Origin of the sequence: Pseudothioclava nitratireducens (assembly GCF_029210495.1) — a bacterium.
GTDB classification, from domain to species: domain Bacteria; phylum Pseudomonadota; class Alphaproteobacteria; order Rhodobacterales; family Rhodobacteraceae; genus Pseudothioclava; species Pseudothioclava nitratireducens.
Map to the genome: position 1 here is coordinate 261,264 of NZ_JARGDK010000003.1, position 19,764 is coordinate 281,027.

The following is a 19,764-nucleotide window of genomic DNA, read 5'->3' on the forward strand; positions in this document are numbered from 1 at the left end:
ACGTTGTCACGCCAGAGGGGTTTCACCCCTATTTTCACGCGGGGCCACCCGCACAGGAGAAAGGATTTGTCATGTCCGCAGTCATGGACGTCACCCCGAAAACCGACAAGATCGACACCGGCGTCAAAGACCCCAAGGCAGTCGCCAAAGCGCTGGGCGAAGCGCTCGCCGATACCTACCGGCTGCTCTTCAAATCGCACGCCTATCACTGGAATGTGGAAGGCCCGCTGTTTTATTCGCTGCACACGCTGACTGAGGCCCAATATCAGGATTTGTTCGCAGCAGCAGACGAATTGGCAGAGCGCATCCGCGCCTTGGGCCAACTTGCCCCCGCGACCTTTGACGAACTGACGGAGATGTCCACGATCAAGGACCTCAAGTCGATGCCCAGCGCGCAGGAGATGATCGAGGACCTCGCCAGCGACCACGAGATGCTCGCCAAGAAGATGCATGCGGTGGCAGAACTGGCCGAGAAGCACAAGGATATCGTCACCGCCGATATGGTGACCGCGCGCTCCGGCACGCATGAGAAAGCCGCATGGATGTTGCGCGCGACCGCCAGCTAATCCAACCGAGAAACGTCAAAGCCGGGCCTTGCGCCCGGCTTTTTCATGCGCGGATGCGTGCCGCATGAAAAAGGCCCCGCTGAGCGGGGCCTTTGAAGATGATGCGAGGGTTACTTCAGATGCGTCACGATATGATCGGCAACGGCGGTCAGCATCGCCTCGTAGTAAATGTCGCTGTCCATCGTGAGGCTGGACGCATCCGCGCCTTCGGGCAGGAAGACGAGCACGTCCGGGTAGGCCACGCTCAGCGTGTAGTTGTCGAACTTCGAATGGTCATCCTCGGAGCTGACATTGACGAGAGCCGCGATCTTGGACTCCGCGAAATCGGCTTGGTTCGCCCAGGTGCTCGCCAGTTCCAATTCGTCGATATCGACCGAAATCTTCACACCTTCGGCGTCCGCTCCGACGAGATTTTCGGGGGTCAGAAGCTCTGCGATCCGCCCTTCGAGGTCGGTTTCGAGCGTCGCGAAATGGGCAGCGGCCGCCGGGTTCTCGATCGCTGCGAGATCGGCCTCGACGTCGATTTCCTTGACCGGGGTTTCAGCCGCAAGAGCCGTGGTGCCGATCAGAGCAGCACCCAGCGCGAGAGTCATGGTCTTCGTGAACATAGTGGTTCTCCTGTTGCTGGCGGAGTGGTCCGCCTGATTCAGGAAGAACGTGTGAGAAACCCCAAAGTTCCAGATAATATACTGATATAAAATAAAAACCCCGGCGTGTTGCCGGGGTTTTGATAGGCTAGTTATCAGGCCATTAAGGTCTCTGTGGACGAGAAGAACATCGCCTGACTGACGGCGGATTGCACCTGCGTCTCGGTATAGGGCTTGGTGATGAGGAAGGCTGGCTCAGGCCGCTCGCCGGTCAGAAGCCGCTCGGGGAAGGCCGTGATGAAAACGACCGGCAGCGCGTCGAACTGACCGAGAATGTCATTCACCGCGTCAATGCCGGACGAGTTATCCGCCAGTTGAATATCGGCAAGGATCAGATCGGGACGCTCGGTCCCCGCCAGCGCGACCGCCTCGGCGCGAGTGCGCGCAACGCCGGTGACCTTGTGGCCCATTTCCTCGACAATCGCGCGGATATCCATCGCGATAATCGCCTCGTCCTCGATGATCATGACCTTACCCGCGACCGAAGCCTGCATCTCGCGGATCGCAATCTCGATCAACTCTTCAGCCTCTTTCGCCTCAAGCTGCATGATCGCCGCGATTTCCTCGATCCGGAAGCCCTCGATCGAGTGCAGCAGCAGCGCCTCGCGCGTGTTCGGCGTCAGCTTCGCCAAATGATCCTGCGCCCGCGCGGAAAGCGAACTGTCCGGCTCGCCGAGCGGCGCTCCCGCCGAAGCCCAAACGAGATGGAACGCATGGAACAAGGCGAGTTTCGGGTCCGTTTGGCCCTCGAAAGGCGCGGTATCGGTCAAGATCGCCTCAAGCGTCGCCGCCGCGTAATTGTCGCCGGTGGTCTGGTTCCCGGTAAGCGCGCGGGCGTATCGACGCAGGTAGGGCAGATTGGCACCGATGGCACCAGAAATATCTGCGGGCATGAAAAACTCCCCTCTTTCGAACTTTTCTGGGAACCGAACGTGCTGGCCCCGCGTTTGGTTCCATGTAAAAATCGAGAAATCGGAACCAGGATATGTACGAAGACATGGCTGATGATAATTCGAAAGCCAGCATCAGGGAACAGATCAACGAGAACCTCAAGCGGGTCTATGAAGACGCGCTGAACGAAGAGGTTCCGGATCGGTTCAAGGATCTTCTGGCGCAGCTCAAGGCGAAGGAGGGCTCCAAATGAGCGGGCTCTCCGACGCCAAGAGCGTTTCCGATCCGCAGGACCCGCGCGAAGAGTTGCCCGAGCATTTGGCCGCCTTGCGCGCCTTCGCCTTATCCCTGACGCGCAATTCCAGTGCCGCCGACGATCTCGTGCAAGACACGATCGTGAAAGCTTGGAGCAATATCGAGAAGTTTCAGGCCGGAACGAATCTGCGCGCGTGGCTGTTCACGATTTTGCGCAATACGTTCTACTCCGACCGCCGCAAGCGCAAGCGTGAGGTCTCGGACCCGGAGGGCACACATGCAGCGACGCTTTACGAAAAGCCCGCGCATGACGGGCGCCTCGCAATGGGCGAATTCGTGGTGGCCTTCGATCAGCTTAGCCCGGAACACCGCGAGGTTCTGATCCTCGTCGGCGCCTCCGGCTTTTCCTATGAGGAAGCGGCGGAGATGATGGGCGTGAAAGTCGGCACCGTCAAAAGCCGCGCCAATCGGGCCCGCGCCCGCCTGTGCGAGTTGCTTCATCTCGAAGAGGGCGAGGATATTCTGGCCGAGGTTGACCGAAATTCGGCCGCTGTCATGGGCCGCTCGGGGGTCGCCGCTGCATGATCGCGCAGGACCCCGCGCAAGCACCAAACGAATTGACGCCTCCGGCGGAGACTGGCCGGGGGCGTTGGTTTGACGGGCTGGGCACCCGGCTTGCGATCCTGCTGGCGATTGCCCTGATGCCGCTTCTGGTGATCTCGGTGCTTCAATCCATGTCGGTTCTGCGCGAGGCGCAGGCCCGCTCGGAGGCGGCGTTGATGGGCGATACCTTGCGTGCTGTTGCGGGCGAAACCCGGCTTATCCAACAGGCGCAATCCGCCGCGGGCGTGATCGCCAACATGATCCTGCCTTTCGTGGGTGATCTCGAAACCTGCAATCTCGAGATGGCGGCGCTTGCACGCCAGAATCCGGAATACTCGCTGGTGGCCTTCGTGCCGCCCGACGGCATCATGCGGTGCTCGAACACGGGGCGCGACTATGACTTCAACGCGGACCCGACCTATCGGAAAATCGCGGATACGGTCGAGCCGGTGTTCTTTGTGAACCGAACCGCGCCGGTTTCCGGCACTTCTGTCATGGGGGTAAGCCATCCGGTCATCGGTCCTGATGGCGAATATCTGGGCTTCGTCGCCATCTCGATCCCGCACATGACCCTCGCGCTGATCGAGGACAGCTCCGCGCCGGAGGTGGAGCGACCCCTCGTCATCATGACGTTCGACCGCGACGGCAATATCCTGACCTCCTCGGGCGGGCTTGATGCGGCGGCGGGACAACTGCCCGAAAATCGCGCGCTCGCCGCCCTTGTGGGCGCGGACTCCGTGACCTTTAAGGCGCGCTCCGTGGAAGGGCCGGAACGGCTCTATTCCATTGTCGAACTCGCGCCGAACGAACTCTATGCGCTTGGAAGCTGGCCGGTGACCGCCGCCGCCTCTCTGGGGCCGTTCGCCGACATCTCGCCACTGCTGTTTCCCACGCTGATGTGGGCCGGATCACTTTTCGTCGCCTATTTTGCGATGGAACGCCTGGTCATCGGCAATATCCGGCGTCTGGCCCGCGACATGAGCGGCTTTGCCTCGGGCAACCGTATCGTCAGCGCCGCGAGCTTCTCGCATGCCCCGCGTGAGCTGCGCGAACTGACGGACTCTTATGCGCGGATGACCGAGACAATCCTCCATGACGAGGCCGAGCTGGAGGATATGGTCCACCACAAAGAAGTGCTTCTGCGCGAGGTTCATCACCGCGTGAAGAACAACCTGCAACTGATCGCCTCGATCATCAACATGCAGATCCGTCAGGCACGCTCGCCCGAGTCGAAAGCCCTGATGAAGGGCTTGCAGGACCGCGTCATCAGCCTGGCCACAATCCACCGCGGCCTGTATCAGACCACCGGCCTCACAGATATTCTGGCCAGCGAATTGCTGCCCGATATCGTGCGCCAGATCACCCGGCTGGGCACCGGCCCCGGCAACCGGATCGCCGTGGATTGCGAGATTGCACCGATCCATCTGACTCCCGATCAGGCGGTGCCGCTGGCGCTCTTCCTGACCGAAGCGATGACCAATGCGCTGAAATACGGGGCAAGTGCCGATGACGCACCCCGGATCAGCGTGAGCCTGCGCCGGGTCGAGGAAAATCGCGCCGAGATCATCATCCGGAATACGATCGCACCGGCCTCAGCCACGCGGCCCGAGATCGACGGCACTGGTCTTGGATCACAGCTTATCAACGCTTTCGTGCAGCAGGTGGGTGGCAAGCTGGTCTCGGAACAAACCGATACGCATTACACGGTTTCGACCCAATTCGATCTGCGTCCGCTGGCCGAAAGCGAGGCGCGCCATCAGGAACAGGTAAGTTAATCCGACGCCTGTGGAACCGGGGCTCAAGATCGCGCGTTATCCGCATGGGCAGGGGTAGAAACGCAGACTGGACAAACAATGGAGCGGCTGAGGAAAGCGGGAATTCATGCGAAAGGCAGGACGCAACTTCTGCTCACCGCTGCCGAGGCCTATCCAGCCCTCGAGGCGGCGTTTCTCGATTCCCGCAAGGAGATTCACGCAAGCTTTCGGATCTTCGACCTTGATGCCGAGCTGCGCTCCGCGCGTGCGCGTGTGATCGGGCGCAGATGGTTCGATCTGATCGTGGACACGTTGCGCCGTGGTGTGGCGCTGCATTTCACACTGGCCGATTTCGACCCATGCGCGCGCCCGAAACTGCATCGTCTGACCTGGCAATCGCTGCGCCAGTTTCACGCCGCTGCCGAGCTTGCGGGGCCTCAGGCGAAACTCCATGCGCGCGCCGCGATGCACCCCGCCGAGACCGGAATCCTGCCGCGGCTCGCCTTTTGGCCTCTCGCGCTTCACCGGCTTCGCAAACAGGCCGCCGAGATGAACGGTTGGCCCGCGAACGAGCGCGCGGCGGCGCTGCGCGACATGCCGGGCCTGCTCCCCTATGTCGAAGTCGCCCCGGACGGGCATATCTCCGTGCCGCTCACGCGCCTGCCGCGCCTGCGCCCGGCAACACATCACCAGAAGCTTGCCGTGTTTGATCGCAAGAAACTTTATATCGGCGGGCTCGACCTGAACGACCGGCGCTATGATACGCCACGCCATGACCGGCCCGGCGATGAGACATGGCAGGATGTGCAACTGATGATGGAGGGGCCGGTCGTCGCCGAGGCCCAGCATCACCTTGAAAGCTTTGAAGACATTTGCGCCGGACGCGCGATGCCACTGCCACCCCGGCGACTGTTGCGCACGCTCTCGGCGCGACGGGGCAACCCGGCCTGTCATATCGGCCCGAAGACGATCACCAACGAGATCGAGTCCGCGCATGGCATGCTGGCGCGGCGCAGCAAACGGCTGATCTATCTCGAAACCCAGTATTTCCGCAGCCGCGACCTCGCCCGAACACTGGCCACGATCGGACGAGAGAACCCGCAGCTTTCACTGATCCTGATCCTGCCCGCGGCCCCCGACGAGATCGCGTTCGACGCCTCGGATGACATGGATGCGCGCATGGGTGAGCATCTTCAGGCCCGCGCGCTTAAGATTCTGCGCAAAGGCTTTGGCTCCAGGCTGTTCATAGGCGGCGCGGCTCAGCCTCGACGCCCGAAGCCCGGCGAGGCCGAGAACGGCCGCGACACGCTCGCCGGCGCACCGCTTGTATATATTCACGCGAAAGTCTCGATTTTTGACGATGATGCGGCGATCGTTTCCTCGGCCAATCTCAACGGCCGCTCGCTGCGTTGGGATACCGAGGCGGGTGTCTACCTGCGCCGCAATGACGGGATTGCAGAGTTGCGCAAACGGATCTTTGGCCATTGGCTGCCCGCCGATGCTTCGGACGCGTTTTTCGATCCTGTACGGGCTGTTTCGGCATGGCGTGAACTTGCGCTGAGCAATCTGCGCTGCGCCCCCGAAGGGCGGCGCGGCTTCATTCTTCCCTATGACACGAAAGAGGCCGAGGCTTATGGAATCCCCGCGCCCGGCATTCCCGACGAGATGGTCTGACCCTTAGCCGGACGCCCGCAGCACCGGGTTCGGCAGCGCATCGACCAGCACCAGAACCCAAAGCAGCAACGGAATAGCGACGACCCCGCCAAGCGGCCCCCAAAGCCAGATGCCGAAAGTCAGGGCCACGAACACCAAAAGCGGATTGAGCGCCATCTGCCGCCCCACCAAGGCGGGCGTCACGAATTGCGCTTCGGTGCCGTTATAAACCAGAAAAACCGCCGCAGGCACGATGGCCAACACACCGTCGAACGCCGCAATACCTGCAAAAAGCAACGCCACCGTCACCATGGCCGGTCCAAGATAGACCACGAAATTCAACAGAAAAACGAGCGCCCCCCACAGCAGCGCGCCGGGCATTCCCAGCACCTGCAAAGTCACCCCGGTCACCAGCCCAAGTCCGGCATTGATCATCGTGATGGTCACGAAATAGCGTGACACCCGCCGTTCGGCCTGCCGTAACCGACTGACGGTCGTCGCACGTTCAGAGGTTTCCGCAAGATGCCGGGCGGCCCAAAGGTAGATGTCGTTGCGGGTCAGCAAGAAGAAGAACAGCGCCCCCGCATAGACAAGAACCTGTGCGACGATACTCGGCGCAAGCAACAGCGCATCGGTCACGTCCGGCACGGCGACCTCAGAGCTTCCTTCCGTGGCGGCGCTGGCGGTGCCGGGCTCGATGGCTTCCTTCAGGTCCGCCGTCACAGAACGCATCCCGTCGATCATCCCCCGCACCGAGACAATGGTCTCGCGCAGATCGGCCCATACCTTGGGCGCCTGATCGACCAACTGAACCACAAGCGGGTAAAACAGAAAGGCCAGTCCTGCGAGCAACACAAGCGTCATCGCCAGAGAACTCAGCGCGCCCCACACGGCGGGAAACCCAAGCCGCTCCCACGCGTCGGAAATCGGGGAGAGCACGACACCCGTCACAAGCGCGAGCGTGAGCGGGGCGAAAATGCTCTCGACCTGATCGAGCGCGAAGAAAAGCGCGACCGCTCCCATGATGATGAGCGAAAGACGCGCGAGTGAATCGAGGCGTTGCATGATGGTGATCCCTGTCCCCTACGAGGTGCAACGCCCATGCGGCACTCCGGGTTCCTTCCCATGCGAAAAGGGCCGGGACAATCCCGGCCCTCTTCGTGATCCATCGCGCGCCAGCCTCAGCGTGCGCGACCATTCGCACGCAAATGGCTTCCGATATTCTTGGCCGCCCGCGATGCCTCGGCGGCAAGCTCACGCGCGATGCGATCGCTAAGATCCTGCCCAAGCTCCACGGCCTGATCGCTCGCCTCCGCCGCCGTTTTGCGCAGCTCACCCGACACACGCGCGGCCAGATCGCGCGCCCGAGCCTTCTCCTCGGCATAGATCGCGCGGGCTTCGCGCAGAAGCCGGTCGGCATGAGATTCGAGCGGCGTGCCCGTAAGATCGGGCTTCGGCATCGCCTTCACGATCACGGCGCCGATTGCGATGCCAAGCGCGGTGGCGATCAGCGGATGATCCTTTGCCATCTGCTTGCCCGAACGACCCGCGGAAGCCGCGGCCTCCTGCGCCGACAGCCGCGCCGAAAGTGCCGCCTCACGCGCCTTGAGGACTTTGTCGCGCGCCTCGTCAGAGAGATCCGCAAGCCCCGCGCCCAGCTTTGCGCGCAGATCGGAGGCAAAATCGCTCACCATGTGGGCGCGCTCTGAAACATAGTCGCGCGCGTCATCGGACTTTTCAGCGGCCTCGGCCTCCAGCGCATGCAGCCTGTCGCTCGCCGTTGCGCGCAGGCGGTCGATCTCTTGGGCCCACTCGTCGTCAAGGGCGACATCCGATGCCTGAGTGCCGACCGGCGCAGGTCGCCCGCCCTCATCTTCCCAGCGAGCAATCGTCTGCGGTCGAGGCTCCGCCGTGTCCGAGGAGCTGCGCCCCAGCAACAGCCACGCCAGCCCCGCCCCCGCCACGGCGAAAGCGACCGGGTTCGCGCGCACGGCGGCCTCGGCCTTGCGCGCCGCCGGGGCGGCATAGTCGCGCAGCATGTCGGAGAGCTTGCCCGCGACGTAATCGGGGCCGACACGTTCGGCGAAATCCCCGATCAGCGCCGCCAGATCCGCACGCTCGTTTTTCAAACGGTCTTCGAATTCCTTGATGGTGGTTTGTTCGGTCATCGTAACCTCCTTTTCGCCATCGAAGTGGCATGGATTCAGTTCTTTCGGGTAAGGCTGAGCGCGTGCTCGATCCGCTCTGAGGCCCAAAGCCCGAACAAGATCGCCACAATCAGCAAGATCGCCCCCGCGACGAGGGACGCAGGCCCCGCCCCAAGACCAAAGGACATCACGCCAAGCACTGCGGCGTCTGTCAGCGGTCCCATTGCGGCAATCCCCAGAACGGTCGCACAAAGCGCCATGACGATCGCCAATCGGATCGCCCGAAGCCGTGCCCGCGCCTGAGCCCGCAGCAGCTCGGCCTCGGCCTGTGCTACGTCTTTCACGCGCTCGGAAATCTGGCTCAACAGACCCTGAACATGCGAATCCGTGCGGTGGCCATCGGCCTTGCGCGCGGTGCTTTCCTTCGCCTCGTGATCCATCGAATTACCCTCTGTCCTCCGGGCGAATGACGCTCGCCCACATGACCTATCAACGTTCGAGACCGTGCCGGGTTCCACGGAAAAAAACGGGAACCGATGCGCGAAGATGCACGTTTGACCCTCATGAGACGCACTCGCGTCACCACTTGAACACCATTCGAAGGAGACCTGTGATGCTTGGTTGGGCCCTGACTTTTCTCGTGATTGCACTGATCGCCGCTGCTCTTGGTTTCGGCGGGATCGCCGGTGCCTCGGCGGGGATTGCGCAAATCCTCTTTGTGATCTTCCTGATCCTTTTCGTCGTCGCGATGATCGCGCGCGCGGTGCGCGGCAAGCCGCCGGTCTGATCCGCGCGACCGCCATTCCAGACATGAATAAGCCGCGCCCAAGCGCGGCTTATTCGCATTTGTGGCTCACGCCGGGCCAGTCTCAGTTCCTGGCGACGAACTCGAACGAAAAACGCGCGGGCCCGTCGGGCGGCGGTGCGAAGGGCGCAGCCCGGCGGATATGGTCGAGCGCCGCCGCATCCAGTGCTGCCGACCCAGAACTGCGCAGGAGTCGCACCTGCCCAAGCCCACCATCCGCGCGAATTCCAAACCCCACCAGCGCCTTTCCTCGACCAGCGCCGCGACGTTGTGGCGTGCTGCGGATCTTGCGGATGACCAGCGCTGCATAGCGTTCTGCCGCAGCCTGTGCGGCTGCCGCCGTGGCCGGACCACCGGATGAGCCCTTGCGGGTTGCGGATCGCCCTGTATCGCGCCCCTCGGCATCACCCCGTTTTGCATCCCGCTCGGCATTGCCTCGGGTCCGGGACGCCATCGCCGGTTCCGGAGACGCACTCTGCGACCGCATGACCGCGCGTGGCGGACGCGGGGCCGGGCGCGGGCTCGTCTTGCGCTCCGCATCGGGCAGCGCGGCGAGGCGCGTGCTGGTCGCCACGGGCCGCAAAGTCTGTCCCGGGGACGCGGTAACCGCGTCGGAGGGATGCGCGACAGACGAATGCGCAGGCGCCACAGCGACGGCCCCACCCGCCGCGAGATCGGCAAACGCGTTCCCAAGCAGCGCGACCTCTGGCTGCCGCGCGCCACTGCCCGACACCGCGTCAGGCGTGACGGGAGGCACCCCCGCAAGCACCAGCGCATGCACCGCCCCGGACAGGCAAAGCGCCCCCAATGCGATGAGACGGCCGGGCCAACCGCTCATGGCTCCACCCTCGTCTCGGCCAGGAGCCGCACCTCCACGGCCCCGGCCTCCTGTAATGCGCGGGCCAGTGCGACAAGCGCCTGCGCAGGCGCCGCCCGGTCGGGAAGGATACGCGCGACACGAGGGGCATCCTCCGGCAATCCAGCCACGACCCCAGCCGCCTCTGTCACCCCATCCGGCCAGGCCACCGTCCCATCCGCATACAGCACAACCACGTCGCGCAACGGTGCAGCCGTGCCATCGGAGAGCGAAACGAGCCGCAGAGTCTCTGGGGGCCTTTGAGCAAGCGTGCCCGCAACAAGGAAAAAGGCCAGCAGCAGAAAGACCACATTGATCAACGTGATCGTTGGCTCGGCGCGGCGGCGGATCAGACGTGCCATTCGCTCACCCCAAAACCTGAACCTGCATCTCGGGGACACGCCGCAGGACGACCAGCAAATCGGCAAGCCGCTGGCTATCGACACCCGGCGCGAGGCTGACCAGCACCCGTGGACGCGAAGGAAGGGCAGCCTCCAGCGCCGCCGGTAGGATTTCGCGCCCGTTCAGCCGGATCGCCTCGGGCGAGAGTTGCAAGAATAGCGCCTGCCGAGCAGTCGCGGTGCCGCCACCGCTTTGCGCAAAGAGCGCAATCTCGGTCCCGCGCGAAAAACTCGACGCCAGCATGAAGAACATCAGCAACAGGAAAATCACGTCGATCAACGAGGTCATCGACAGGCTTCGGCGTCGAAAGGGCGGGCGCATCTCAGATCTCCTTGCGACGCGGCGCGGCTGGCTGCCCGGTCGTGGCCACTGGCAACACGGGTCCGCAGAGTTGCTCGACCATCAGCGCCCCAATCTGCGCCTCTCGCGCGATGCGCCCCTCTGTCCAGCTTAGGAACAGCGAAACCGGCATGGCGATACCAAGCCCCATCGCCGTCGTCAAAAGAGCCACCCAAATGCCACCTGCAAGCTGCGCGGGATCGACCGTTGCGCCGCCGGCCTGCAATGCCTGAAATGCCTCGATCATGCCCAGCACCGTGCCGAACAGACCCAGCAGCGGCGCAGTCTGCGCGACGGCATCCAAGAGCCGCATTCCGACTTCGGCGCGTGCAGCATGGGCCTCTGCCTCGGCCTGTAGGCGGGGGCGCAACGAGTCCGGAGCCTCGGCAAGCATCGCGCGCAGCGCCAGACGCGCCAATGGGTTCCGCGCTTGCGTCAAAGTTTGCCGCGCTGCCTCGCGTTGGCCGTCTTGCCAAAGCGCCAGCGCCGCCTCCAGCGCGGAATTTCTCCCAAGCCGCAGCACCATCAGATGCCACAGCTTCCACAGCACGGTAGCCCCCGCCAGAACCGACACGGCAAGCAATAGCCCCACAACCCAGCCGCCCAGCGCCACGAAATCCGCCACCGCGGCTTGCACGCTATAAATCCAGCTCATCCCGTCACCTCCAGCCCCTCGACGCGCGAGCCGGGCACGAGTGCGGCGATGCAGTGGCCCTCTGGCGCACCTGCACATTGATCGGCACCGTTTATAAGGATTTGACCCAGCGCACCGCAGTCCGTGCCGGTCAGATCGAACTGGCGCAGGCGGGATTTGTCCTTGGGCAGGTCGCGGAATTCAAGCAACATGAGTCGCTCGACCCCGCCTTGGCGGGTAAAGACCACCGCCTCAAGCGTGAGCGCCGAAAGCGCTACCCCAAGCCCGTTTTCCGCCAGAAAGCTCAGCCGGCAGGCGTCGCCAACCTGATCCGCCCCGGCAAGCGTCAGGCCCAATCGGGGTCTTTCCTGCGCGTTTCCGACAACCGGGAGCAGCGCGAGACACAGAAGCGCGGCCCTTACCATGTGATTGCCCGTGCAAGCGCGATCTTGACATTGCGCCCGGGCGCATTGTCGAGCGACAGATTGCTGCGATAGGCCCGATCAAAGACATTCTCGACCGTGAGATTGACCTCGATCCCTTCCAGCGCACCGTCTTGTGGCTGCCAGCTCAGGAAGGCGTCATGCACCGCATATCCCGGTGCCGAGGTGGTCGCGGAGGCCGTCGTGATCGCATCGAATCCCTGCACCCGCCAGCCCAGACGCAGCCCGTGATCGGGCAGCTTGGCCCCCAGCGTAAGCGCGACATTCTCCGCGGGCGTATCGGCCAGCGTCAGCCCCGTTGCCTTGTCGCGCGATTTCACCTGCGACCAGGCAAGCTGACCAAACCAGCGGTCCGCCTCATAGGCGGCCTCCAGCTCGGCGCCCCAGATTTTCGCGGAACCGACATTGTAGAAATAGGGCAGGCCCGCAGACCCGGCGGGATTCGCCGCGATCAGATCGCTCAGGTCGTTGTGGAACAGTGTCGCCTTCGCGGTCAGGCTGTCACCCTCGGACCAAAGATCCTGCCCCTGCCATGTCACACCGACCTCAACCGTGGTGGCCTGCTCCTTGCGCAAGTTGAGGCTCGCGGTCCGCCCCGCGGCCCCGACGCCATCGGTCGAATACAGCTCGTCGAGCGTCGGCATCCGCTCCGTGCGCGCGAGCGAGCCGAACAGCCCCCATTGCTCGTCGATCTTCCAGAGCGCGGCGATCTTGGGCGAAACTGCTGTGCCGGACTGTTTGGTGCCACCGGCGGCGGCGGCCGTCGCGTCCGGGCTGAGCCAGGACCGATCCACACGCAGGCCAGGCGTGATCGTCAGCCGGTCATTCCAGACGAACTCACCCTGGACATAGACACCAAGCTTGTCCTCTTCGCCGCCCGGATGAAAGGCCAGCGCACCGACCGAGGAGGTCGCAAACCGATCCTGATGCGAAAGCTGCGTGCCGAAAGTGATATAGTTTTCCCACGCCCCGGCACTTGCCTCGACGGTGTTTTCCAGCTTGATTGCGGTCGTTTCATAGCTGGCCTCGTTCGGACACAAAACCTGCATCCGCCCCGAGCCGCACAGGAAGCCGTAGGAAAAGTTATCCCGCTCGGTGGAGGTTCTGGAATAGCTGAGCTGCGCTTCGAGATCGAGCCACGGGTTCCCTGAACCCTCATGCGCATAGGTCAGGCTGATCGTGTCATCAATCGCGCGCAGGTCCGAGGTCCCGAAGGCGGTGGCGACGGCGCCGCCCGTCTGAGCCACGGCCGCATCCGCAAGGTCGCTATCCGTGCGGGACAGGCTCAGAGTCAGGCGCTGGTCGTGATCCGTGCCGAACCAGTAATTGCCCTTGATCAAACCCGACCAGCGGTCGCCCTCGGTCGAGGGGATGGTCGCGCCCGCCCCATCCTTCATATCCCCCGAGCGACCCAGCGAGAAACTCGCCAGCAGATCGGCATCCGCGCCGATCCGCTGCGCAAGCGTGACCGTCCCGATATTGCCCGCACCGTTGGTGTCATGCGCAAACTTGAACTTCACGCTGCCAGTCCCCGCATCAGCGAGAAAATCGCTTGCGTCCTTGGTGGTGAAGTTCACGACGCCGCCGATGGCGCCCGAACCGTAAAGCGTCGAAGAGGCGGGACCGCGCAGCACTTCGACACGTTTGTAAAGCTCCGGGTCGCCAAAGAACGAGCCGGTCCGGTATTGCTCGAAGAACTTCACCGCACCGTCCACAGTGACGATGATCCGGTTCTGGCTGCCAGCCTGTTCGGCGTTGCCGATGCCACGGATATTGAAGGCCTGTCCAAGTGCGCGCGCCGAGGCCCCGGCCGTCTGCACGCCCGGCACATTGGCGAAGAGCTCGCCGATCGTGCGCGGCTGTTCGCTGTCCAGATCCTCTTGCTCAAGGACAGATACCGCCTGCGGCGTGTCGATGGCCACTTTCGGCGCACCCCAGCCAAAGACCATGCGGCCCAGAAGCGTGAACACATCCCCCGGCTCCTGTGCCGCAGCGGGCGCCGGAACCGCAAGCAGCGCGGCGAAGGTAACAGATGTAAGAAGTTGCCCGCGACGGGCGATATGACGTGCCATGATGTCCCCTATGTCTTTCTGCCGGGGGCTGGCACGAAGCTGGCGGTGCAGAATCTGTCTTGATCTCTCTGTGCCGGGGGGATAGAGAATCTGACAAATACAGTCAAGTATATCTGCGAGATATATTTCCCATTCTGCGCCCAGCCCGAGGCCCCGCCTCACGCCAGATCAGCGCCAGCATCTGACGAGAGGACCGACCATGGCCGCCGATGGCACTGCACCTGAACTGCTGACCCCCGCCCGAATCCGCATGCTGCGGGATCAGGATCAAAATCTGCGCGCGCGTGATTTCGCGGCCCGCCACGGCTTGGCCGAGGCCGAACTGATCGCCGCGCAGGTTGGCCACGGCGCCACAGCAATCGCCGCCCATCCGGATGCGCTGATCCCTCTGGTGCGTGAGATGGGCGACGTTCTGGCGCTGACGCGCAACGAGGCCTGCGTGATCGAGCGGCGCGGGATCTATACGGATTACCACTCGGGCGCGCATGCCCAGATGGTGCTTGGACCGGAAATCGACCTGCGCATCTTTGCGAAACACTGGGTTCATGCCTTCGCGCTCAGCGAGGGAGAAAAGCGCTCCGTGCAGGTGTTCGACGCCGCAGGGGATGCGGTTCACAAGGTGCATCTGAAACCCGAAAGCGATGTCGCCGCCTTTGACCGGCTAGTCGCGGCACTGGCCCTGCCGGAGCAAAGCGACCGGATTGATCTTACTCCCCGCGCCCAGGTTGAAGCCGCCAAAGCGGACCCGACCAAAGCCGAGACCCTGCGGTCCGAATGGGCGCAGATGACCGACATCCATCAGTTCCTGCGCCTTGTGAGCAAGCTCAAAATGAACCGGCTCGGCGCGTATCGCGTGGCGGGGGCGCCGCTGGCGACGCCGATGGCGCCCCCGTCCGTGCGCGCACTGCTGGAGACCTGCGCCTCGCAGGCGATCCCGCTGATGATTTTCGTCGGCAATATGGGCTGCATCGAGATTCACGGCGGCCTGATCGAAACCGTCGCCCCGATGGGCCCGTGGATCAACGTCATGGACCCACGCTTCAACCTGCATCTGCGCGATGACCAAATCTCCGAAGTCTGGCTGGTGGATAAACCGACCAAAAACGGCCCCGCGCGCAGCCTCGAAGCCTTCGATGCGAAGGGGGGCCTGATCCTCCAGATTTTCGCCTCACGCAAGGATGGCGGCGTTGCAGAGTTCAACGCGATGCTGGAAGGGCTGGCCCGCCTCGGAGGCACAGCATGAGGGCGCTCACACTTATCGCGCTGCTGCTGGGCGCTGGCCCCGCGCAGGCCGAGCCTGAGCGCATCGTCGCCCTTGGCGGGGCCGTGACCGAGATCGTCGTGGCGCTCGGAGCACAGGACCGACTTGTCGGGCGCGATACGACCTCGACCTATCCGCCCTCTGTCACCGATCTGCCCGATGTCGGCTATGTGCGCGCGCTTTCGCCGGAAGGCGTGCTGGCGCTCGGCCCCGATCTGATCCTTGCCGAGGCGACAGCGGGTCCACCCGAAGCGATCGAGGTGCTCCGGGCGGCGGGCGTGAACTATGTCGCCCTGCCCGAAACCAACTCGCCCGATGGCGTTCTGGAGAAATTCTCCGTGGTCGGAGCCGCGCTGGGGCGCACCGCCGAAGCCGAGGCCCTGAGCGCCGATTTCCGTCAGGACATGGACGCCCTGCACATCAAGGCGCAGTCGGTTTCCAAACAGCGTCGCGTTCTGTTCGTTCTAAGCATTCAGGGCGGGCGCGTGATGGTCGGCGGCGAAGGCTCCTCTGCCGGCGCGATCATCGCGCTGGCCGGGGGCATCAACGCGGTGAGCGACCTCAAGGGTTACAAGCAGATCACCGATGAAGCCCTCCTCGAAGCCGCGCCCGATGTCATTCTGATGATGGACCGCGAGGGCGATCTGGCGCTGACCGAGGCCGATATTCGCACCCATCCCGCGCTGGGCGCGACACCGGCAGCGCAGGCCGGTGCGATCCTGCGGATGGACGGGATGAAACTGCTGGGGTTTGGCCCGCGCACGCCCGAAGCCGCCGCAGACCTGTTGGACGCACTTTATCCCGCGACCGGGGGGCAAGGCTGAGATGGCGATGGCAAGCCTTGACCTGATGGCCCGGCCCGAGCGCATGCGCGGTGGGTTGCGCCCCGCATTGATCGCACTCTTGATGTTGGCCTCGATCCTGTCAGTGACCACCGGGGCTGCGGGTGTTTCGCTCGCCCATGTCACTGCGGACTGGATCACAGGGAAAGAGATCGGCCTGCGCGAAAGGGTGGTGCTGTTCGACATCCGGCTGCCACGACTCGCTATGGCCGTGATGGTGGGTGCGGCGCTCGCGGTGGCGGGCGCGGTGATGCAGGGGCTGTTTCGGAACCCTCTCGCCGATCCGGGGATCGTCGGTGTCGGCGCTGGGGCCGGACTGGGCGCGGTGGCTTCGATCGTCTTGGGCGGTATGCTGCCCGGCGCGCTTGCCGCGACGCTTGGTCCGCATCTCGTCCCGGTCGCAGCCTTCCTCGGCGCTTGGGCCGCAACGTTGTTGCTCTACCGCGTCGCAAGCCGGGCCGGGCGCACCTCGGTCGCAACGCTGCTTCTGGCGGGGATCGCCATGGCGGCGATGGCGGGTGCGTTGACCGGGGTGCTGACCTATCTGGCCGATGACCAGCAACTCCGCGATCTGACTTTCTGGGGCATGGGGTCTCTGGCGGGCGCAAGCTGGTCGAAGCTCGCAGTGGCGACGGGACTGATCGTGCCCGCGCTGATCCTCGCGCCGCAGCTGGCGCGGGGTCTCAATGCACTGGCACTCGGCGAAGCGGCTGCCGCGCATATGGGCACGGATGTTGAACGGCTCAAACGCCACTGCGTCCTCGCCGTGGCTGCGCTGGCCGGCGCATCCGTCGCGCTGGCGGGTGGGATCGGCTTTGTCGGGATCGTCGTGCCGCATCTGCTGCGCCTCATCGCCGGACCCGATCACCGGCGCCTTCTGGTCGATTCAGCGCTGCTCGGAGCCGCGCTGCTGGTGCTGGCAGATCTGATCGCCCGCCTCATCGTGAGCCCCGCCGAGATGCCAATCGGGATCGTCACCGCCATCCTCGGCGCCCCCGTCTTCCTGTGGATCTTGCTCCAGCGGCGCAGCTTCGGGAGCCTCTGACATGCTGCGCATCTCGGATTTGCATCTAAGCCTTGGTCGCACAAAGCTTTTGCACGGGCTCGATCTTGACGCGCATCCCGGAGAGATTACCGCGATCCTCGGCCCCAACGGATCGGGCAAATCAACGCTTCTGCGCGCCTGCGCGGGCGAATTGCCCTATACTGGTTCAATCAGGCTACAAGGTCATGAGATCGCGCAGACAGCGCCATGGCGGCTGGCGGCGCTGCGCGGGGTGCTTGAACAATCACCCTCGGTCGCGTTTCCCTTCACGCTGCGCGAACTCGTCCAGCTTGGGCTTCACGCGGGGATCGAGGCAGAACAGGACGAGATCGTGATCGCCGCACTCGCAGAAGTCGGCTTGGCTGGCATGGCGGACCGCCCGATCCACGCGCTGTCGGGCGGACAACAGGCGCGCGCGCATCTGGCGCGTGTACGGGCGCAAATCTGGCGCGCCCAAAGCCATTCCGGCCCACGATGGCTTTTGCTGGACGAGCCGATGGCAAGCCTCGACATCGGCCACCAGATGGCGCTCGTTGCGATCCTGCGCCGCTTCGCAGCCGAGGGCGGCGGCGTGGTTACGGTCATGCACGACCTCAACCTGAGCGCGCAAATCGCGGATCGCATGGTTCTCATGGCGAAAGGAAAGGTCGTCGCCTCGGGTCCACCCCGCGCCGTGATGCGCGATGAGATCCTCTCAGCGGTCTATGGGTGCCCGCTGCGTGTCGGCGTCAGCCCGGCGACCTTGCCATGGCTGGTCCCGGCCTTTGTCTGAGCCGGGCAAGACCGCCTGTTCACGCCACGTCTCCGGCGGCGCGACAATGGACGGGGGCGTCTGACTTGAGCGCGACATCGCATGCGCGTTATAAAATAACATCTCTGAGAGCCAGGCCCAACCGTCTTGCCGCGCGACGCCAAGGCACGATACATCAAGCCATGATTCAGATGCGTTCCTTGCTCCTTGCGGCCTCGCTTTGCCTGCTGACAGTGCCCTCGGCACAAGCCCATCCGCATCTCTTCGTCGATGTCTCTCACACGCTTTTGTTCGACGATCAGGGTCGACTTATCGGGCTGCGCGCGCGCTGGAGCTACGACGAGATGTTCTCCCTGCTGATGGTCGAGGACGGGGAATATGACAGCGATGGAGATGGCCGCGTGACCGGGGCCGAGCTGGCACGGTTTCAGCTCTGGGATGCCGATTGGCCAGCGGACTATGGCGGCGATGTGGAGATCACGCTCGACGGGCGCGCGGTGCCACTACAGGGGCCGGACGACTGGGCAGCGGAGTGGCAAGAGGGCCGCGCTGTTTCGATTCATACCCGACGGCTCGCCATCCCGCTCGACATAACCGGGGCCGAACTGGAAATTCGCCCCTACGATCCCGACTTCTATGTCGATTACTCGATTGTCGATGCGCCTGCCTATTCTGGCCGCGACGATTGCGCGGGCGATATCTATGAACCCGATCCCGACGCGGTTCCTCAAGAGCTGGCCGATGCCATCGCGGAGCTTGGAGCCGAGACGACCCCCGGAGAGGCAGGACTTCCCGCCGTCGGCAGGCTTTACGCGGAACTGGAGCGCATCCGGTGCGGCAACTAAGCGCTATCGTTCTCACGGTAACATTGGCCGGGATTGTCTGGGTGGCATGGTCAATGGGGCTGTTTGCGTTCTTGCGCAGCGAGCTGATCGAGGCGCAACGCGCCTTTCAGTCAGTTCTGGCAGGCACGGTCCGAGCCCTCAAGGCGGACGAGCCCGGCGCGGCTCTTGCGCTTGTCGCAATCGGGTTCCTGTACGGCCTCCTCCATGCGGCAGGACCCGGTCATGGAAAGGTCGTGCTCGGTGCATGGGCATTTTCGACGCGCGCGCGCCTCGCCAAAGTCGCAGTCATCACCCTGATGGCAAGTCTCGCGCAATCCATCGTTGCCATCGTGCTGGTGCTGGCTGGGGCGTGGCTGTTCGAGATGGGCCGCACAGAGCTCACCGCACTTTCGGACGATGCCCTGCCGAAGATCGGCAACTGGGTTCTGGTGGGACTGGGCCTGTGGTTGATTCTGCGCGCGGGCTGGAGCGTCAGGCGCCTTTGGACTGCTAGACCCGGCACCGATGAGCGCAGGGCCATACCCGCAGCGCCGGGGGACGACCAGCCCGGCGGGTGCGGCTGCGGCCACGCGCATGCGCCCGCGCCCGAGATCGCCGCGCGCGCCTCGCTGCCCGAGGCGCTTCTGCTGGTTGCCGGTATCGCGCTAAGGCCCTGCACCGGGGCGGTGTTCGTCATGCTGCTCACCGTGCTGATCGGCGCACCGATGATCGGTGCCCTCTCCGTTATGGCGATGGGTCTTGGGACCGCCCTGATCACGCTCGTCATTGCGATAGGCAGCTCAAGCCTCGGCAGCCGTGCCCTCGCACCTGGTCAGGCCCGTATCCTCCAACATGCGAGCGCATTTGCACAAGCCGTCATCGGCGGGATTATCGTGGTTCTCTATATCTGAACGCAGCCCAAAGACCCCCGCCCAACCCTACGGTTCCGCAGCGGTTCCATGCCGAGAAGCAAA

Annotated in this window: 23 protein-coding genes; 12 read left to right on the forward strand and 11 right to left on the reverse strand. The window is 63.9% G+C overall.

Annotated elements, in window-relative coordinates; all coding sequences use genetic code 11:
- Positions 1-71: 71 nt before the first annotated feature.
- Positions 72-566 carry a Dps family protein gene (locus tag P0X85_RS05290; RefSeq protein WP_275809586.1) on the forward strand — a complete coding sequence of 165 codons (495 nt, stop codon included), beginning with the start codon at positions 72-74 and terminating at the stop codon, positions 564-566.
- A gap of 110 nt (positions 567-676) precedes the next feature.
- On the opposite strand, the gene P0X85_RS05295 is transcribed toward P0X85_RS05290, so the two are convergent.
- Both P0X85_RS05295 and P0X85_RS05300 read right to left on the reverse strand, forming a co-directional pair.
- The gene (locus P0X85_RS05295; RefSeq protein ID WP_275809589.1) at positions 677-1,174 is read right to left on the reverse strand and encodes a hypothetical protein; all 498 of its coding nucleotides are present in this window, start codon (positions 1,172-1,174) and stop codon (positions 677-679) included.
- Positions 1,175-1,308: 134 nt separating this feature from the next.
- On the reverse strand, positions 1,309-2,106 hold the full coding sequence (locus tag P0X85_RS05300) for a response regulator (RefSeq protein WP_275809592.1): 798 nt from the start codon (positions 2,104-2,106) through the stop codon (positions 1,309-1,311).
- A gap of 104 nt (positions 2,107-2,210) precedes the next feature.
- On the opposite strand from P0X85_RS05300, the gene P0X85_RS05305 reads away from it, so the two are divergent.
- The 4 genes from P0X85_RS05305 to P0X85_RS05320 all read left to right on the forward strand — a co-directional run bounded on the left by P0X85_RS05305 (position 2,211) and on the right by P0X85_RS05320 (position 6,390).
- Entirely contained in the window at positions 2,211-2,357 is a 147-nt protein-coding gene (locus P0X85_RS05305; protein ID WP_275809595.1) for a NepR family anti-sigma factor, read from the forward strand.
- Positions 2,354-2,944, forward strand: coding sequence for an RNA polymerase sigma factor (locus P0X85_RS05310; RefSeq protein WP_275809598.1), 591 nt, complete (start codon positions 2,354-2,356; stop codon positions 2,942-2,944). Before P0X85_RS05305 ends, P0X85_RS05310 begins: the two co-directional genes overlap by 4 nt.
- A complete protein-coding gene (locus P0X85_RS05315; protein ID WP_275809601.1) occupies positions 2,941-4,737 on the forward strand; it encodes a histidine kinase dimerization/phosphoacceptor domain -containing protein in 1,797 nt (598 codons plus the stop codon). The genes P0X85_RS05310 and P0X85_RS05315 overlap by 4 nt, the downstream gene beginning before the upstream one ends.
- A gap of 78 nt (positions 4,738-4,815) precedes the next feature.
- On the forward strand, positions 4,816-6,390 hold the full coding sequence (locus P0X85_RS05320) for a phospholipase D family protein (RefSeq protein WP_275809603.1): 1,575 nt from the start codon (positions 4,816-4,818) through the stop codon (positions 6,388-6,390).
- 3 nt (positions 6,391-6,393) lie between these two features.
- On the opposite strand, the gene P0X85_RS05325 is transcribed toward P0X85_RS05320, so the two are convergent.
- The 3 genes from P0X85_RS05325 to P0X85_RS05335 form a co-directional block, all read right to left on the reverse strand.
- The gene (locus tag P0X85_RS05325) at positions 6,394-7,434 is read right to left on the reverse strand and encodes an AI-2E family transporter (RefSeq protein WP_275809604.1); all 1,041 of its coding nucleotides are present in this window, start codon (positions 7,432-7,434) and stop codon (positions 6,394-6,396) included.
- 116 nt (positions 7,435-7,550) lie between these two features.
- A complete protein-coding gene (locus tag P0X85_RS05330) occupies positions 7,551-8,537 on the reverse strand; it encodes a hypothetical protein (protein ID WP_275809606.1) in 987 nt (328 codons plus the stop codon).
- Positions 8,538-8,572: 35 nt separating this feature from the next.
- The gene (locus tag P0X85_RS05335; RefSeq protein ID WP_275809609.1) at positions 8,573-8,956 is read right to left on the reverse strand and encodes a phage holin family protein; all 384 of its coding nucleotides are present in this window, start codon (positions 8,954-8,956) and stop codon (positions 8,573-8,575) included.
- 173 nt (positions 8,957-9,129) lie between these two features.
- On the opposite strand from P0X85_RS05335, the gene P0X85_RS05340 reads away from it, so the two are divergent.
- Positions 9,130-9,303, forward strand: coding sequence for a DUF1328 domain-containing protein (locus tag P0X85_RS05340; protein WP_250043918.1), 174 nt, complete (start codon positions 9,130-9,132; stop codon positions 9,301-9,303).
- A gap of 82 nt (positions 9,304-9,385) precedes the next feature.
- On the opposite strand, the gene P0X85_RS05345 is transcribed toward P0X85_RS05340, so the two are convergent.
- The 6 genes from P0X85_RS05345 to P0X85_RS05370 all read right to left on the reverse strand — a co-directional run bounded on the left by P0X85_RS05345 (position 9,386) and on the right by P0X85_RS05370 (position 14,067).
- Positions 9,386-10,159, reverse strand: coding sequence for a TonB family protein (locus P0X85_RS05345; protein ID WP_275809616.1), 774 nt, complete (start codon positions 10,157-10,159; stop codon positions 9,386-9,388).
- The gene (locus tag P0X85_RS05350) at positions 10,156-10,539 is read right to left on the reverse strand and encodes an ExbD/TolR family protein (RefSeq protein WP_275809620.1); all 384 of its coding nucleotides are present in this window, start codon (positions 10,537-10,539) and stop codon (positions 10,156-10,158) included. Before P0X85_RS05350 ends, P0X85_RS05345 begins: the two co-directional genes overlap by 4 nt.
- 4 nt (positions 10,540-10,543) lie before the next feature.
- Positions 10,544-10,900, reverse strand: coding sequence for an ExbD/TolR family protein (locus tag P0X85_RS05355; RefSeq protein ID WP_275809622.1), 357 nt, complete (start codon positions 10,898-10,900; stop codon positions 10,544-10,546).
- Between the two features lies 1 nt (position 10,901).
- The gene (locus P0X85_RS05360) at positions 10,902-11,573 is read right to left on the reverse strand and encodes a MotA/TolQ/ExbB proton channel family protein (protein ID WP_275809625.1); all 672 of its coding nucleotides are present in this window, start codon (positions 11,571-11,573) and stop codon (positions 10,902-10,904) included.
- The gene (locus tag P0X85_RS05365; protein ID WP_275809627.1) at positions 11,570-11,908 is read right to left on the reverse strand and encodes a hypothetical protein; all 339 of its coding nucleotides are present in this window, start codon (positions 11,906-11,908) and stop codon (positions 11,570-11,572) included. Before P0X85_RS05365 ends, P0X85_RS05360 begins: the two co-directional genes overlap by 4 nt.
- A gap of 62 nt (positions 11,909-11,970) precedes the next feature.
- Positions 11,971-14,067, reverse strand: a complete 2,097-nt coding sequence (locus P0X85_RS05370) for a TonB-dependent receptor domain-containing protein (protein WP_275809630.1) — start codon at positions 14,065-14,067, stop codon at positions 11,971-11,973.
- A gap of 199 nt (positions 14,068-14,266) precedes the next feature.
- Between P0X85_RS05370 and P0X85_RS05375 the strand changes: the two genes are divergently transcribed.
- From P0X85_RS05375 to P0X85_RS05400, 6 genes are all read left to right on the forward strand, one after another.
- Entirely contained in the window at positions 14,267-15,310 is a 1,044-nt protein-coding gene (locus tag P0X85_RS05375) for a hemin-degrading factor (RefSeq protein ID WP_275809633.1), read from the forward strand.
- The gene (locus P0X85_RS05380) at positions 15,307-16,152 is read left to right on the forward strand and encodes a heme/hemin ABC transporter substrate-binding protein (protein ID WP_275809636.1); all 846 of its coding nucleotides are present in this window, start codon (positions 15,307-15,309) and stop codon (positions 16,150-16,152) included. The genes P0X85_RS05375 and P0X85_RS05380 overlap by 4 nt, the downstream gene beginning before the upstream one ends.
- A 7-nt stretch (positions 16,153-16,159) precedes the next feature.
- Positions 16,160-17,215: a FecCD family ABC transporter permease gene (locus P0X85_RS05385; RefSeq protein WP_275809639.1), complete on the forward strand. Its 1,056-nt coding sequence runs from the start codon at positions 16,160-16,162 to the stop codon at positions 17,213-17,215.
- A 1-nt stretch (position 17,216) separates the two neighbouring features.
- Positions 17,217-17,987 (forward strand): heme ABC transporter ATP-binding protein, encoded by a 771-nt coding sequence (locus P0X85_RS05390; protein WP_275809642.1) that lies wholly within the window; start codon positions 17,217-17,219, stop codon positions 17,985-17,987.
- Between the two features lie 170 nt (positions 17,988-18,157).
- A complete protein-coding gene (locus P0X85_RS05395; protein WP_275809645.1) occupies positions 18,158-18,811 on the forward strand; it encodes a DUF1007 family protein in 654 nt (217 codons plus the stop codon).
- A 41-nt stretch (positions 18,812-18,852) separates the two neighbouring features.
- A complete protein-coding gene (locus tag P0X85_RS05400) occupies positions 18,853-19,701 on the forward strand; it encodes a nickel/cobalt transporter (RefSeq protein ID WP_275809648.1) in 849 nt (282 codons plus the stop codon).
- Positions 19,702-19,764: the final 63 nt, after the last annotated feature.

Bases quoted from the DNA above. Each gene is read 5' to 3' on its own strand.
- P0X85_RS05290 (WP_275809586.1), top strand. From the start codon at position 72: ATGTCCGCAGTCATGGACGTCACCCCGAAAACCGACAAGATCGACACC.
- P0X85_RS05295 (WP_275809589.1), bottom strand. From the start codon at position 1,174: ATGTTCACGAAGACCATGACTCTCGCGCTGGGTGCTGCTCTGATCGGC.
- P0X85_RS05300 (WP_275809592.1), bottom strand. From the start codon at position 2,106: ATGCCCGCAGATATTTCTGGTGCCATCGGTGCCAATCTGCCCTACCTG.
- P0X85_RS05305 (WP_275809595.1), top strand. From the start codon at position 2,211: ATGGCTGATGATAATTCGAAAGCCAGCATCAGGGAACAGATCAACGAG.
- P0X85_RS05310 (WP_275809598.1), top strand. From the start codon at position 2,354: ATGAGCGGGCTCTCCGACGCCAAGAGCGTTTCCGATCCGCAGGACCCG.
- P0X85_RS05315 (WP_275809601.1), top strand. From the start codon at position 2,941: ATGATCGCGCAGGACCCCGCGCAAGCACCAAACGAATTGACGCCTCCG.
- P0X85_RS05320 (WP_275809603.1), top strand. From the start codon at position 4,816: ATGGAGCGGCTGAGGAAAGCGGGAATTCATGCGAAAGGCAGGACGCAA.
- P0X85_RS05325 (WP_275809604.1), bottom strand. From the start codon at position 7,434: ATGCAACGCCTCGATTCACTCGCGCGTCTTTCGCTCATCATCATGGGA.
- P0X85_RS05330 (WP_275809606.1), bottom strand. From the start codon at position 8,537: ATGACCGAACAAACCACCATCAAGGAATTCGAAGACCGTTTGAAAAAC.
- P0X85_RS05335 (WP_275809609.1), bottom strand. From the start codon at position 8,956: ATGGATCACGAGGCGAAGGAAAGCACCGCGCGCAAGGCCGATGGCCAC.
- P0X85_RS05340 (WP_250043918.1), top strand. From the start codon at position 9,130: ATGCTTGGTTGGGCCCTGACTTTTCTCGTGATTGCACTGATCGCCGCT.
- P0X85_RS05345 (WP_275809616.1), bottom strand. From the start codon at position 10,159: ATGAGCGGTTGGCCCGGCCGTCTCATCGCATTGGGGGCGCTTTGCCTG.
- P0X85_RS05350 (WP_275809620.1), bottom strand. From the start codon at position 10,539: ATGGCACGTCTGATCCGCCGCCGCGCCGAGCCAACGATCACGTTGATC.
- P0X85_RS05355 (WP_275809622.1), bottom strand. From the start codon at position 10,900: ATGCGCCCGCCCTTTCGACGCCGAAGCCTGTCGATGACCTCGTTGATC.
- P0X85_RS05360 (WP_275809625.1), bottom strand. From the start codon at position 11,573: ATGAGCTGGATTTATAGCGTGCAAGCCGCGGTGGCGGATTTCGTGGCG.
- P0X85_RS05370 (WP_275809630.1), bottom strand. From the start codon at position 14,067: ATGGCACGTCATATCGCCCGTCGCGGGCAACTTCTTACATCTGTTACC.
- P0X85_RS05375 (WP_275809633.1), top strand. From the start codon at position 14,267: ATGGCCGCCGATGGCACTGCACCTGAACTGCTGACCCCCGCCCGAATC.
- P0X85_RS05380 (WP_275809636.1), top strand. From the start codon at position 15,307: ATGAGGGCGCTCACACTTATCGCGCTGCTGCTGGGCGCTGGCCCCGCG.
- P0X85_RS05385 (WP_275809639.1), top strand. From the start codon at position 16,160: ATGGCAAGCCTTGACCTGATGGCCCGGCCCGAGCGCATGCGCGGTGGG.
- P0X85_RS05390 (WP_275809642.1), top strand. From the start codon at position 17,217: ATGCTGCGCATCTCGGATTTGCATCTAAGCCTTGGTCGCACAAAGCTT.
- P0X85_RS05395 (WP_275809645.1), top strand. From the start codon at position 18,158: ATGCGTTCCTTGCTCCTTGCGGCCTCGCTTTGCCTGCTGACAGTGCCC.